The organism is Cytobacillus sp. ABV4_503, from assembly GCF_056158445.1.
Genome location: NZ_JBSWTH010000001.1, coordinates 97,233 through 111,500, shown reverse-complemented (window position 1 = coordinate 111,500; position 14,268 = coordinate 97,233). Strand labels below are relative to the sequence as shown.

Sequence of the window (14,268 nt, the reverse complement as noted above, 5' to 3'; positions counted from 1 at the left end):
TTCTGGCTATTTTACAGCCAATGCACGCTTGCCCATGGCATTGTAGATCTTAATGAATTTCTCCTTAGGCATTTTCACATCTTTCTTAATTGCTTCACTGTCATTAAAGTAAACATAATCTGCATCCACACCGGTTACGACAATGCAGTGCAGTGGCGTCGGTGCACTGATCGTTTTGCCGGCAGGTGTTTTCCAGCTTCTTTTATTCGGCATTTCATGGCTGATTGTAAACCATGCCAACACAGGGTTACCCTCTGAAACAGCCTTTTCTATTTCCGAAAATTCTTTTCCGGTCAGATTTACTCCACCAGGACGATATTGGTCAAGCAGCTTTTTCAGCGGCCCCGGATTTATCGTGTGCCCATTGCCAAAAGGTGTTCCGACGAACCCGACATCAGGGTCACCCCAGGTTTTAATAGAACCGTCCGCATTTCTCACCAGCTTTGTGGAGTCGTATGGCATTTCATTTGCAAGTGTTGTTTTGCTGACATTCACTCCATAATACTTCAGTGCCATGGCAAGGGAAGTCACTTCACATCCGCTTGGCAGCTCCGGACGCTGGGCAATGAGCGGTACATTGATCCTGGCCTGACGGGGATCACCGGCTGTTACATAATCACCGCTGACGTAACCAGTGCCGCCGTTGTAGGAAATTTTAAACCAGCCGTTGCTTTCCTTATGTATGACACTTAACACTGATCCGTTTTTTAAGAGGCCGACACTGCTGTAATTTAACCCCGGACCTGTTCGGACATTTAAGGATGTAGCATCCACCCGGTAAAGTTTTTCATTTGTTTTGACGTATTGGCCGCTGACATAGCCTGTTTTTCCATTATAGCTAATTTTGTACCAGCCGCTGGCAAGGCGTTCGATTGCCTGTATACTGCTGCCTTGGGCCAGACTGCCGATCCTGCTATAATTTGTCCCCGGTCCGGAACGGACATTCAGGCTGGTCGCATCTACCGTATAAGTATATGATGCCGCTTCTGCCGATATCTCACTTGAAAAGTTCGGAATTGACGGTGCCATGACTCCTCCTGCAAATATAGCTGCAGCAACAGTCCCTTTTAATAGAGCTCTGTTTCCATATGAACCTTTTAACATTGCCATATATTTTCCTCCATATCCCTCATCTTTTTCTGTCGAATTTTGCAGACTACTCTAAAAATATAGATTCGGAAACTTTCAGTCTACCTTTTTGGGACTGGAAAAATTTTATTGAATCTATTGCATCACTTTATTTAACTGATTCGGGATAATTGTCCTCTGTATATCTTCCTTCTTCATAAAAACAATTGAGTGGCTCTAGCCGGTAAAAAGTCGATTATTTGTTTATTTATAAGAAATACAGGGAATAACCTCTTGTACCAATTTACTTACACCTTGGAGGAAACATAATGATTAAGCACTATTTTTATATCGTTATTTTATTAATAGGATTGAGTGTATTTCCATCCTCAGGATATGCAGAGGATCGGGATGGACAGGAAAACAAGGTTGTGCTGATTTCCTTTGATGGGATGAGAAATGACCTTACAAAAGAGTATGTAAAGGAAGGCAAACTTCCCCACATAAAAAAACTTATGAAGAATGGCGTATCGGCCAGGGATTCCAAAACCGTAACCCCATCGCTGACCGCCCCATCTCATGCTGCAATAGCTTCTGGTGCAGCCCCGCCGGAGACCGGCATGGTCAGCAATAAGTGGCAGGATCCCCATAAGGAATTGGCAAATGGGGAAAGCGCCTTTCATCAGCCGCTCGATAAAAGCCCGCTTTGGGCAGAAGCCAAAAAAAACGGCAAAACAACTGCCACAGTGCTGTTTCCCGGATCAAATCCTGATGCAGGAACACAGGCTGATTACGCAGTCTATTATGGCGAAACCTGGGCTGAGAGTTCTCTGGATCAGCTTCAGTTCAAGAAAGCAGAGAGCTGGAAGCACACCGAAAGCAGCTTTAGCCCTATAAAGGAAGCTATATTGGAGCTGCCAATAAAAAAAGCAAAGAACAAAGAACTTTATATATTAGCTTTAGACACTTCAGATGATGGGAAGACCAATTATAATCGTTTCATTTTTTCGGAAAACCGTTCAGCAGACCTCAAAGATGTCACTGTCAATGCCAATGAATGGGGGGCAATTCCTGTTGAAGTCGATGGCGAATCTGCAGGATTCTGGTTTAAGCTGAAAATTGACCCTGGCCTTGAGAAAGCAAGCATTTACCGGACGGCCGTTACATCAGCCCTCATTGAAGGCCCCGACGGATTTGAAGAGGAGCTGCTTTCAGAATTCGGCTTTTTCCCCGTCCAGGATGATACAAAGGCCTTTGAAAAAAAGTGGATTACCAGAAAAGAGTACGAAGAAATCAGTTCACGTTTTGTCAGCTGGGCAACTGATGTGTCTCTTTATATTAAAGAGGAATACCAGCCTGATTTGCTGATGTTTTATACACCTCAAATTGATCATGAATCACACCGCTTTCTGCTGTCAGATCCACGTCAGCCTGGATATTCCGAGGAAAATTCACAAAAACATAGGAAATACATTGAATGGGCATACAAGCTTTCCGATGATGTCGTTGGACAGACGGTGGATAGCCTTAGCGAAATAGACCACCTTCTTGTTGTATCCGACCACGGCATGGAACCAGTTCATACCATCCTTGCTCCAAACACTCTTTTGAAAGAAGCAGGCCTTTTAGCGACAGATAAAAAAGGCAAAGTGGATGAGGAGAACTCCAAAGCAATGGCTGTAGCCAGCGGGTCAGCTGCACAAATTTATCTGAATGAAAACCTCACTAAAAAAGAGAAGGAAAAGGCGGCAGACCAAGTAGAGAAACTTTTTAGCGAGTATAAAATCAAGCCGGAATTTCAGACAAAAATCCTAAAGGGCTATTTTGGTGAAGCTGGTGATTCCATTAAGCAAGGGCAGTTCAGCCATTTTAATCAAACTGCTAAGCAGTTTTTCCGTCACCTTTTTAGAAAGGAAGAACAACCTTATCAGATTGCCTACGGAAATAATAAAGAGAATAAGCACCCTAACCAGGGAGACATTTTGCTGCTTGGCGGAAGGGGCTATATGATGGGAAGCAGCCTAACAAGTCCCCATATGCCGGCAATTGAACTCGGCAGCCACGGCGGCAATCCTGATCGGAAAGAACTCAGGGCAGTCTTCTTTGCACATGGTCCTTCTTTTAAAAAGGACAGCCGGATTGGCTCGATTACTACACTCGATATTGCCCCAACTGTCTATAAGCTGCTGGACATACCTGCTCCGGACTTTTTGGAGGGTGAAGTTCTAAAAGATGCTTTACGTTAACAACACTGCCTTGCTATGCGCTGCAAGGCAGTATTTCATTTTTGAAAATAAAAAACCCACCCCTATAGAGATGAGCTGTACACGCTATATACAATCCAATTCCACAATCACCCTAGTGCCTTCACCTATAAGACTTTCGATGGCCATCAAACCTTGATGCTCCTGAATAATCTTATTGCTGACTGTGAGCCCCAAACCGATTCCTTTATCTTTTGTCGTATAAAAAGGGGTCCCAAGATACTTCAGCATTTCACTATCAATACCTGCTCCTTCATCTGCAAAAGCAATCCTTACACGCCTGTTCTCTATTCTTTCGGCACTGATATATACATTTCCGCCATTCGGCATCGCTTCAATCGCATTTTTTAAAAAGTTCACAAACACTTGCTTCAGCTGGGGAGGTGAACATAAAAGCATGACATCATTCTCACGATGATTGAGATGAATTTGAACATTGTGAAGCAGTGCCTGCGGATGAAGTACGTTAATCGTACTTTCAAGAATGGACATTAAGCTCCCTTTCTCAAACTCGATTGCCTGGGGTTTTGCCAGGGACATGAACTCATTGACAATGATATCAATTCGATCAAGCTCTTCCATGATAATGGATAAATAATCATCCTGTTTTTCCTGAATAACGCTGGATTGGAGCAGTTTTGAAAAACCTTTTAATGAAGTCAGCGGGTTCCTGATCTCATGTGCAACCCCTGCTGCGAGCTGTCCGATAATGGACAGGCGGTCCAAGTTACGCAAAGCCGCATCATTATTAACTCTGTCTGTTATGTTTCTGCCTACTGCCACAAATAATTCAATCTCGCCTCTATCGTTTATTATAGGAGAAATGCTTGTCTCTACGAAAACGATTTCGCCATTAATCGTATCCATCTTCGTTTCAAGGATCTGAGGCTCTCCTGTTTCCAGCAGCTTTTGACATACCATGTTAAACTTTTCTCTCTCCTCCTCGGAATAGATGACAGTGCCGCAGGTCTTCCCAACAAGCTGCACCGGCGAATATCCCAAAGCTTTCTCATGAGATGGGGATGCATAAATCACCGTTTGGTCCTTTGTGAAGACTTTGATCATATCTGTCGTATTCTCCGTTATCAAATCGTACAGTTCCCTGGTTTTTCTTAATTCCCTCTCCATGCTTTTAAACTCTGTCATATCCCGGAATATAGCCAGTACGGCTATAATTTTACCCTTTGAATTTCTGAAAGGAGAATACGAAACCGATATATCCAGAACCGAACCATCCTGATGATAGCGCTGTGTGATCACATTGCTGTAAACTTTCCCCAGTTTGACCAGTTTTATAATATCCTTCACTTCTTCCGGGTTCTGAAAATCGGTAAACTTCCTGCCAATAACTTGCTCTTCGGTATAGCCAAAAATCACCGTATACATATGATTTACCCTTATAAAACGGTTCTTCATATCAATGATGGCAACCCCATCTGCCGTGCAATTCAGGAACAAATCGAGCAATTCATCAGGATTGGAATAAATCGATTCACCGTCATTTCCAAGTATCGGGAAATCATTAACCAATTAGCTCACCCCATTTTATAACTCTATAAACTACATTTTACAGAATTATAAGAAAAAAAGCATGAGGATTCTTTAGAAGACCGAAAAAAGCAGCTTCCCTATAGGTCAGCAGCCCTCTCTCCATTCTAATCCCGCGACTGCTTCACAATGCATAGTCTGAGGGAACATATCCACCGGCTGCACTTCGATGGTCCTATATCCGCCGTCCTCCAAAATACGCAGATCCCTTGCCAATGTTCCCGGATTGCAGGATACATAGACGACTTTCTTTGGCTTCATGCTTAAAATGGTTTTCAGCAGAGCTTCATCACAGCCTTTTCGCGGCGGGTCAACGACTAGCACATCTGCGGTGTTCCCCTTTTTATACCATTCAGGTATTACTTCTTCTGCTTTCCCGACTGCAAATGAAGCATTTGTCATACCGTTTAGGTCAGCGTTTCTCTTCGCATCCTCAATGGCTTCCGGCACGATTTCAACGCCGAATACTTCTTTTGCTTTCTGTGCCAGGAAAAGAGAAATGGTGCCAATTCCGCAGTACGCATCGATAACCTTTTCTTCTCCGCTCAGATTCGCATATTCCAGGGCTTTATCATATAAAACTTTCGTTTGCTCCGGGTTCACCTGATAAAAGGAGCGGGCGGAAATAGCAAATTTGATATCTCCAATAAAATCATAGATCACCTCTTCGCCCCAAAGGACTCTTGTGACATCTCCCATGATCACATTCGTCTTCCTGGAATTCACATTATGGACGATAGATTTAACACCTTCAATGCTTGATGCAATCTCTGCCACAATCTTTTGCTTATGCGGAAGCTCATTTGTCCTTGTGACAAGGACAATCATCACTTCGCCTGTCACAAGCCCATAGCGCGCCATCACGTGGCGAAGCTCGCCTTTATGCCTGCCTTCATCATAAGCGCGGACACCATAGCGGCCGCAAATTTCCTTTACCTTTTGTACAACCTCATCATTTTTTTCCTGCTGGATGAGGCATTCCTTCATATCAATGATCTGGTGGGTGCGCTGCTGATAAAATCCGCCGATCAGTCCGCCTTCCTGCTCGCCAATCGGAACCTGCGCTTTATTTCTGTAGCGCCAAGGATCTTTCATGCCGAGAACCGGATGCACCTTGACTCCCTCAAGTCTCCCGATTCTTTCCAGAACATCTCTGACCTGTTTTTCCTTGGCGAGAAGCTGGCCTTCATAGCTCAGGTGCTGCAGCTGACATCCGCCGCACTCCTTATAAATCGGGCAGGGTGCTTCTACTCGATATGGGCTTCTTTCATATGTCTCGATCAGGCGCCCAAATCCATATCCCTTATTCACCTTGATCACTTTTACCTTTGCTTTCTCACCGGGAAGACCATCCGGAACAAATAGAGGATAACCATCCACCTTTGCAACTCCTGCCCCTTCATGGGTCAAATCCTCAAATGTAACATCTATATAATCATTTTTTTGAACCGGTAATGTTCTGCTCATCTTTTTCTTCCTTTTCAGCTTAATTCCGTGACCTTTTTTGACCAGACAGATTGTATCACAAAAAAGGGGTAAATACGAAATGGATATCTTTCAGATTCAGGACCTGCATACCTTACAGCATGTTTATTTGCAGAATCTAACCCTTTATTTGCATATTCCCCGGTCTATTTGCAAAGTTTCCCTATATATTTGCTCTTTCACTCTTCTATTTGCAGGAATACTTTTCTATTTGCAACGATCACAACTTCATGTGTTTTTGCAAAATAAAAGCCCGCCCTGTTATAGAGCGGACTTCCTATTATTCGTGGGAACTTTCCCAATCGGTCGGGCGGTCTTCTTCACGAATCTGGTCAATCGGGACAAACACTTCCAAATGCCTGTACAGGTTTACGAATTCAGCAGGAAGCAGCCCGCCAAATTCACCGTCAAGATTGAGCTGGACTTTCTCTTTGGATTGTACTTTAATGCGGTTTGCCTGCGTATAGATAACGTTCGGATCTTTTACATGCTCGCCCCGGACAGCCATTGTCGCGATCCGGATAAAATCAGCAAGATTAGTTTTCTTTAATATCAGCAGGGAAAACAGCCCGTCATTTATACAGGAATCCGGCGCCAGCTTTTCAAACCCGCCGACTGAATTTGTCAGACCGACAAGAAAAAGCATAGCTTCACCTTCAAAGATTTTTCCGTCAAACTCGATGCTTACTTCGGTTGAACGGAAGGAAGGCAGCATTTCAATTCCCTTAAGGTAATAGGCAAGCTGGCCAATCATGGTTTTAAGCTTGCTTGGCACCTCGTAAGTCAGCTCTGTCAGCCTTCCGCCCCCAGCAATATTAATAAAATATTTTTCATTTATACGGCCAATATCGACAGGAATGGTATCTCCTTTTACAATGATTTCAGCAGCCGCTTCCACATCTCTTGGGATATGGAGAGCACGTGCAAAATCATTGGTTGTGCCCGTTGGGATAATGCCGAGGCGCGGACGGTAATCCTGTTCAGCGAGTCCGTTTACAACCTCGTTAATCGTACCGTCGCCGCCTGCAGCAATGACTAAGTCGAAGCGCCGCTCAACAGCTGCCCTTGCAGCTTTAATCGCATCCCCTTCACCTGTGGTGGCATGGCATGAGGTTTCATATCCTGCGCTCTCCAGCTTTTGCAAAACCTCTGCTAAATGTCTTTTAAAAATTTCCCGGCCTGAAGTCGGATTATAAATAATTCTTGCTCTTTTCATAGCCCATCATCCTATTATTGAAATATCTAAACTTAATCCGTATATATCATTCCATCTTTTTACATCATAGCGAATAGTCCACGGCTTAGCAATTATTCACTTCCATCCGTTTCTATTCTATTCACTTCCCGCTATTTTCACAAGTGGTCAGATGCACAAATGAATTATACCCTCATTAGGCAAAAAAGTATCGTAATTAAGTGATATTTCTTTGATAGGTAATCTAACATCAGCATTAAGCAGGATGCAGTTGAGCATTATTCCTGTTTCAGGTCCTGGAACACAAGGCTCTTAACATAGTTAATAATGGTTTTATATGGATATTCTTCATTAATTACCCCATGAAGCATTGCCCCGTCCATAAAAGTCCAGAATAACCCCGCTACATGGTTTGGATCTGCATCCGGCCGGAATTCCCCGGCAGTCTGTCCTTCTTCCATAATATCTGTTATCAATTTTAAAAAGAACTTCTTTCCCCGCTCGTTCAGAATTCGATTCAAGTTCTCATCTCTGGAGGAATGCAGCGTAAATTCCAGCTGTACAGTAATTCTATCTTTTCGTTCCTGGCTGAATGGGCTCATATCCCTATACAAATCAAAAAGATATTCCAGTTTCTTTTCCGCCGAAGAGAACATGGATATTCTCTCTGCAAGTCTTGCATTAGCTGATTCTGTCTGCTCATTCAAAAGCTCCAGATAGATTTCTTCCTTGCTTTTAAAATAATTATAGATGGCGCCCTTGCTGATTCCTGAATTAGCGACAATGTCATCAATGGTCGCTGCCTGAAATCCCTTTTTGGCAAAACAGGCCAGTGCGCCCGCCAGGATCTCTTTCTTTTTCTTCCGTTTATATTCCTCTGATACGATAGGCGACAAGTCTGTCCCTCCATTGTATTTGGTTTTTTCTCTGAGAAAATTCCAGTTATTCCTGCGTATTTAATGTCAGCAGCACTTTTGGCTGATGTCACTTCTTTTCAGTATTTCTTCTATATACAGGCTGGCATGTTCACTCGTGATTTCAGTATTTTCCTCCGCCAATCCCGCCATTACCAAGTCTTCTTTTACTTTTGCGAGAAATAAATCTCTGATAGCTGCTGAACGGCACGGCTGCATTTGCGCTGCCAAGTCCCAGATCCATTGCTCAAGATGGATGCTCTTGCTCTTTTTTTGCATTTCCCGCGGAACCTGCCTTCTTCCCATATTTCTCACTCCCCAGGGCATATTCTTATCTTATAAAATAAACTGATTAGTCTTTTTATTGTAATTATTTTTAAATGAATTTTCAAACTTTTTGTACTAAAAAAACTCCTAACTGTCCGTTAAGAGTTAATCCTGATCTATTTGGTTTTTATCCCGGTACATAGTTACTAATCCCCCAACCAGCATAAAGCAGGCAAATGCAATGGGAAACCAGCGCTCAAACCAGGATTCTTTATTGGGAAGTTCTTTGTGTTCCTTGACAGCTTCTTCCGGAATTCCTCCTGAAATTTGAGCCATAACAAGATTGGTAAACTCATCTTCTTCCGGCATTTCCGGGAAGGAATCCTCCTCCTCGTCCATTGCTTCGAGGTATACTTCCAGACATTGATCACATATATAGAGATGATCTTCATAGAGTTCACGCTCTGGTTCTGACAGCTCATTTTTCACATATTTCCGCCATTCTTCCCTTGAAAAGTGCTCCATGAAAATCATCTCCTTCCAATGTTCCTGACAGCAGAGTGTTCTGGACATGAATATCCTGCTGGGTATTTTGCTGATCAAATATACCCTGGAATATATCAGCTTCCCTTATATCTATTCGGATTACATTCTTTCTTTTTGAGTGCCGAAACAATCATAATCGAGAGAATCGAATAATTCAATACTTTTTTTTATAAAAAAATCTCCCCAAAAAGCTTTTATTTCCATATTTTTTCATCTCTTAATATTAAAATAATGATTAATTTCCCGCTTCGAACAAAACCATTATATGGTAAACTGTAAACGATGACTACGTAAAGAGGAGGGCAGTGAAAATATTTTTTAATAATGGACAACTCTAAACCATTATTGAATATATTGATGAAAAAGGATGGATACGAACGATGACATTTCTTATTTACTTGGCAGCGTACCTGATAGGATCAATTCCTACAGCCTTATTGATCGGCAAATATGCCTTTGGGATCGACATCCGTGATCATGGCAGCAATAATCCTGGTGCGACTAATACACTAAGGGTACTTGGCAAAAAAGCAGCTATCGTAGTTCTGCTGGTGGATGTGGGCAAGGGAGCAGCTGCTGCAGCAATGCCTGTCATCCTGAACGCTGAGCCCGATCCGTTAATGGCCGGGATGGTTGCAGTAGCCGGCCACTGCTTCCCGATCTTTGCAGGATTCCGCGGAGGAAAAGCCATCGCAACCACAGCTGGAGTATTGCTTGCAGCAAATATTTGGATGTTTTTAATCGCCTACATTTCTTTTGTCGCAGTCATTTACGCAACGAAGTATGTATTTTTCGGCTCTTTATCGGTGGGGGCATCTTTACTGATCTATTCCTTATTTACCGAAGGCACTGAACATGAACTTATCTTTTCTATTTTCCTATTATTTTTGATTTTCCTTCACCGTTCGAACATTAATAACTTCATTGATAAAAATGAGCCTAAAATCAATGATAAGCGCTTGAAGGATGACCGCATCCCTCCAAGAGATCATAAAAAACGAGCATAATTGAAGCCCGAATGCTGAATCCGGGCTTTTTTATTATTTTTCACATGAAACCCGCTCATTAAGCAAATCCTTTGAATAAAAGTGCAGTCAAAGGAGCTTGCATATGTTCTTGATCTTAAAAATATTAAGTCTTTACTTAATCACAATCATGATTATGAGACTGATGGGCAAATCGACAATTATCCAGATGACTCCTTATGACCTTGTCGCCATCATTATTGTTGGCACAGTTGCCTCTGAGCCTCTCATTAGCACTGAATTCTGGCCGACATTAGCAGCATTGGCCATTCTTGTAGGCCTTCATATTCTCTTCTCTTATTTGACTTTAAACCAAATTGGCAACCGATTTTTTCTTGGGGAACCGACGATGCTGATTAAAAATGGGGAAATTTTAGAAGATAATCTGGAAAAATCTCACTTATCCATGACTCAGCTGCTGTCTATCTTAAGAAGCAAAGGCTATCCCAAAATTGCAGATGTGGATTACGCCATTCTTGAGCCTATCGGTGAAGTGAGCATCATACCTAAAGTGGCCAATACGCCCGTAACAGTCGAACATTTAAACATCTCCATACAGGATGAGGGTCTTCCTATTGCGGTTATTGTGGATGGCAGGATTCAGGCGCGTAATCTCGAGCTGCTGGGACAGACTAAAGATTGGCTTTTAGAGCAGCTGCGGCAAAACAATTTAAATGAGAAGGAGATAATGTACGCTTATGTAAATGAAAAGTCGAAAAAATTGAATATAAACAGACGCAGATAATTTTCTGGAATAGGTTTATGGTTTGAAGTTGAGGGTATATAACATTGGTTACATACGAGACAAATAAAGATAACTTAACTAGACATATCAATATCAGGGGGTAATGGTATGACAGAAGAAAGCCTGGTGCTTGAAACAAAAATTGATGGGTTTGATTTTAATTGGGACCTGGAAAAAGGTCTGTTTAATTTTGAAGGTGATGATGCGGTCCTATTTTGGATAAAATCCGCCATGAGAAGCTTCTTCGATACAATTGAAGAGATTTCAGGAAAAGAAACTTCCAGCCTTGTACTTGAGACCACCGGCTTCAGGCAGGGAATGGTGGTAGGAAAGTTCTTCAAAGATTTAAATCTTCCCATAGATGAAGTGGCTAATATCATACCCAGAATATATGCTTCTGCCGGCTGGGGAAAATTCATCATCACTGATTTAGATCCCGCTGCGAAAACCGCCAGGGTCAGAGCAATTGACAGCTGGGAATACAAGATTAACAAAGAACAAGAAAAAAATGAGTCTGGAACATTTCTGCCGGGACACTTTGCAGGAATATTTTCTGCTTTGTTCGGAACCAGCCTCTGGTATAAAAAATCGGCTGATCAATTGGCAGGGCATGATTACACCGAGCTTGATTATTTCCCCTCAACCGTTACTGTTGAGGAAAATATACACGCTTTGGCGAGGCGCGAAGAATCAAAAAAAATCACCGAGCTTGAAAAATTAGTGGAAGAACGGACGATTGAATTAAAGCAGCTTGTTAAAGAAATCTCTTCACCGGTTATCCCTGTCCTGGATGGAATCGTTGTTGTCCCTCTATTGGGAAGATACGATGAATTCCGCTCTGAAGAACTCGTGGATAAAACTCTCCACAGCCTGCCGAAGCACCAGGCAGATTGCCTAATCCTGGACTTAACCGGGCTGAATCAATCCATCAGTGCCTATACTGTGGAATTTTTAAGCAAATTGGCAGCAGCAGCTAACCTGATTGGCACCGAAACCATTTTGGTTGGCATTTCACCAGAACTTGGCACAAAGATTACAGAAACTAATTTCAATCTTTCTAAATTTAACTGCTTCACGAACCTGCAGCACGGCATCTATTATGCTTTGTCCAAAAAAGGCAGGAAAATCTTTTAATAACGGAAATAGCTGACTTCGCATTGGGCGGGAAGTCAGCTTTTTTTAGTTAAATGTGAAAAAAACAGACTGTAGCAGTAATTTATATGGGAATAAACAGGATATATGTGCAGATAAAAATTTTTATGTGCGCTTGGTTTTGTTTTATGTGCATATAATTTTATTTATGTGCGTACAGGCTATTTTAGTCTTTCTAATCTGTGATTATACCTTCTTAGGCGCGCCCCTATATTTCGCTTCACGCAGCTCGAGCGCGTAGGCTTCAAGATTCGGCATTCCCATTTCTTTGGCAATGCTGATTTCTTTTTCAATATCATAAGGGACACGGACGATCTCGATGGAAAACGGAGCAGGTTCTTTGGATTCGTATTCCCCATGCAAAACGGCATAGGTTGCCTGAGGAATATCCAGTGAATTCCCAACGCTTCCTGCATTGAATAGCGTCCTTTGCGGATGAACCGGTTCAATCAAAGCTGCATGAATATCCCCGTAACCAACAACATCCGGAATTAGTCCCTTCTCTCCGGCAATAATATTTTCTGTATTCTCAAACATAGCAAGCTTTTCTTCATAAGAATCCCGCATTGGCACAACCCGATGATAAATGCTTTTGGCGGAAGCATGGTAGAGCCTGCAATATTTGCCGCTCATATAAAAATCATGATGAAACGGCAGTGTTCCTAAATAGGCTAACGCCTCTTCCCCCAGCTGTTTCTGATGCCATTGACCTTCTTCAAAGTCCAGCGGCTTCTGCATGAAGTCATCCCAGTTTCCAAGTAGGACTACTTCACAGGTTTCTTTTATCCGTTCAACTGCTTTACGGGAGTTGGGCCCTTTTCCTATTAAATCACCCAGGCAAAAAATAATCTCTATACCTCGTTCGCGGATATTGTCCAGCACAGCCTCCAGAGCTGTGATATTTCCATGAATATCAGAAATTATGGCTACTTTCCCCATGTATGTCTCCTCCTTACTATCCTTAATTTATTTCTCCAAATCATCCAAGCATCCTCTAACAATTGGATAAAACAAAATTTGATTTTTCCCTGTACCGCCATTACATTAGAAATATGGTAAAATAACAGCATGCCAAAACCAACATTACATATAGAAGGAGTAGGATTTATGTCAAAAGTATTTGTATTTGGACACAAAAACCCAGACACTGACTCAATCTGTTCAGCACTTGCTTATGCAGAATTAAAAAACAAATTAGGCGTTGATGCAGAGCCAATCCGTCTGGGCCAGGTAAATGAGGAAACACAATATGCTTTAAATTATTTTAAAGCTGAAGCTCCCCGTCTTGTTGAGTCAGTATCCAAAGAAGCAAGCGAAGTGATTCTTGTGGACCACAACGAATTCCAGCAAAGCGCTGATGATATCAGAGATGTAAAAATCCTTGAGGTTATAGACCATCACCGCATAGCGAACTTTGAAACAAGCGATCCGCTATACTACCGCGCAGAGCCTGTTGGCTGCACAACAACTATTCTGAACAAATTGTACAAGGAAAACGGAGTAGAAATCAGCAAGGAAACAGCTGGCTTAATGCTTTCGGCCATCATTTCCGATTCTTTGCTGTTCAAATCTCCAACATGCACAGATCAGGACGTTGCAGCAGCACGCGAGCTTGCTGAAATCGCGGGAGTAAATGCTGAAGAGTATGGTCTGGAAATGCTTAAAGCAGGAGCAGACTTAAGCAAGAAGAGCGTGAAAGAGCTAATCTCCCTTGACGCAAAGGAATTCCAAATGGGAAGCTATAAAACAGAAATCGCTCAGGTTAATGCTGTGGACCTAAATGACGTATTAAGCCGACAGGAAGAATTGGAAGCTGTCATTACTGAAAACATCAAAAACAAAGAGCTTGATCTTTTTGTTTTTGTTTTAACTGACATCCTTAACAACGACTCAGTTGCCATCTCTCTTGGCAAAGAAGCTGCAGCAGTTGAAAAAGCTTATGATGTAACACTTGAAAACAACAGTGCCGTATTAAAGGGCGTTGTTTCACGCAAAAAGCAAATCGTACCGCCTCTTACAAACGTATTGGCTGGCAAATAAGACAGAAGCAGTGCCGCAC

The 14,268-nt window shown here is 42.4% G+C and carries 13 protein-coding genes; 5 read left to right on the top strand and 8 right to left on the bottom strand.

Features of this window, described 5'->3' with window-relative positions; all coding sequences use genetic code 11:
* Positions 1-6 precede the first annotated feature (6 nt).
* On the bottom strand, positions 7-1,110 hold the full coding sequence (locus ACXAD1_RS00505; protein ID WP_206845383.1) for an SH3 domain-containing protein: 1,104 nt from the start codon (positions 1,108-1,110) through the stop codon (positions 7-9).
* Positions 1,111-1,397: 287 nt separating this feature from the next.
* Here ACXAD1_RS00505 and ACXAD1_RS00500 point away from each other — a divergent pair, with 287 nt between their 5' ends.
* A complete protein-coding gene (locus ACXAD1_RS00500) occupies positions 1,398-3,314 on the top strand; it encodes an alkaline phosphatase family protein (RefSeq protein WP_370221567.1) in 1,917 nt (638 codons plus the stop codon).
* 84 nt (positions 3,315-3,398) lie between these two features.
* Here ACXAD1_RS00500 and ACXAD1_RS00495 read toward each other — a convergent pair whose 3' ends face one another.
* The 6 genes from ACXAD1_RS00495 to ACXAD1_RS00470 form a co-directional block, all read right to left on the bottom strand.
* Positions 3,399-4,862, bottom strand: coding sequence for a PAS domain-containing sensor histidine kinase (locus ACXAD1_RS00495; protein ID WP_370221566.1), 1,464 nt, complete (start codon positions 4,860-4,862; stop codon positions 3,399-3,401).
* A 105-nt stretch (positions 4,863-4,967) separates the two neighbouring features.
* On the bottom strand, positions 4,968-6,347 hold the full coding sequence (rlmD, locus tag ACXAD1_RS00490; RefSeq protein WP_370221565.1) for a 23S rRNA (uracil(1939)-C(5))-methyltransferase RlmD: 1,380 nt from the start codon (positions 6,345-6,347) through the stop codon (positions 4,968-4,970).
* Positions 6,348-6,645: 298 nt separating this feature from the next.
* Complete coding sequence (locus ACXAD1_RS00485; protein ID WP_206845392.1) at positions 6,646-7,581, bottom strand: diacylglycerol kinase; 936 nt, start codon at positions 7,579-7,581, stop codon at positions 6,646-6,648.
* A gap of 257 nt (positions 7,582-7,838) precedes the next feature.
* Positions 7,839-8,456: a TetR/AcrR family transcriptional regulator gene (locus ACXAD1_RS00480; protein WP_206845395.1), complete on the bottom strand. Its 618-nt coding sequence runs from the start codon at positions 8,454-8,456 to the stop codon at positions 7,839-7,841.
* A gap of 66 nt (positions 8,457-8,522) precedes the next feature.
* Entirely contained in the window at positions 8,523-8,780 is a 258-nt protein-coding gene (locus ACXAD1_RS00475) for a hypothetical protein (protein ID WP_206845398.1), read from the bottom strand.
* A 126-nt stretch (positions 8,781-8,906) separates the two neighbouring features.
* Positions 8,907-9,266, bottom strand: a complete 360-nt coding sequence (locus ACXAD1_RS00470) for an anti-sigma factor (protein ID WP_206845423.1) — start codon at positions 9,264-9,266, stop codon at positions 8,907-8,909.
* 401 nt (positions 9,267-9,667) lie between these two features.
* On the opposite strand from ACXAD1_RS00470, the gene plsY reads away from it, so the two are divergent.
* The 3 genes from plsY to ACXAD1_RS00455 all read left to right on the top strand — a co-directional run bounded on the left by plsY (position 9,668) and on the right by ACXAD1_RS00455 (position 12,191).
* Positions 9,668-10,294, top strand: coding sequence for a glycerol-3-phosphate 1-O-acyltransferase PlsY (plsY, locus tag ACXAD1_RS00465; RefSeq protein ID WP_206845400.1), 627 nt, complete (start codon positions 9,668-9,670; stop codon positions 10,292-10,294).
* A 103-nt stretch (positions 10,295-10,397) separates the two neighbouring features.
* Positions 10,398-11,057: a DUF421 domain-containing protein gene (locus tag ACXAD1_RS00460; protein ID WP_206845402.1), complete on the top strand. Its 660-nt coding sequence runs from the start codon at positions 10,398-10,400 to the stop codon at positions 11,055-11,057.
* Positions 11,058-11,165: 108 nt separating this feature from the next.
* The gene (locus tag ACXAD1_RS00455; RefSeq protein ID WP_206845403.1) at positions 11,166-12,191 is read left to right on the top strand and encodes an STAS domain-containing protein; all 1,026 of its coding nucleotides are present in this window, start codon (positions 11,166-11,168) and stop codon (positions 12,189-12,191) included.
* 204 nt (positions 12,192-12,395) lie between these two features.
* Here the strand turns inward: ACXAD1_RS00455 and ACXAD1_RS00450 are convergent, their stop codons facing one another.
* Positions 12,396-13,148 (bottom strand): metallophosphoesterase family protein, encoded by a 753-nt coding sequence (locus ACXAD1_RS00450; protein WP_474909167.1) that lies wholly within the window; start codon positions 13,146-13,148, stop codon positions 12,396-12,398.
* Positions 13,149-13,316: 168 nt separating this feature from the next.
* Here ACXAD1_RS00450 and ACXAD1_RS00445 point away from each other — a divergent pair, with 168 nt between their 5' ends.
* Entirely contained in the window at positions 13,317-14,249 is a 933-nt protein-coding gene (locus tag ACXAD1_RS00445) for a manganese-dependent inorganic pyrophosphatase (RefSeq protein ID WP_474909166.1), read from the top strand.
* The last annotated feature ends 19 nt before the right edge of the window (positions 14,250-14,268 follow it).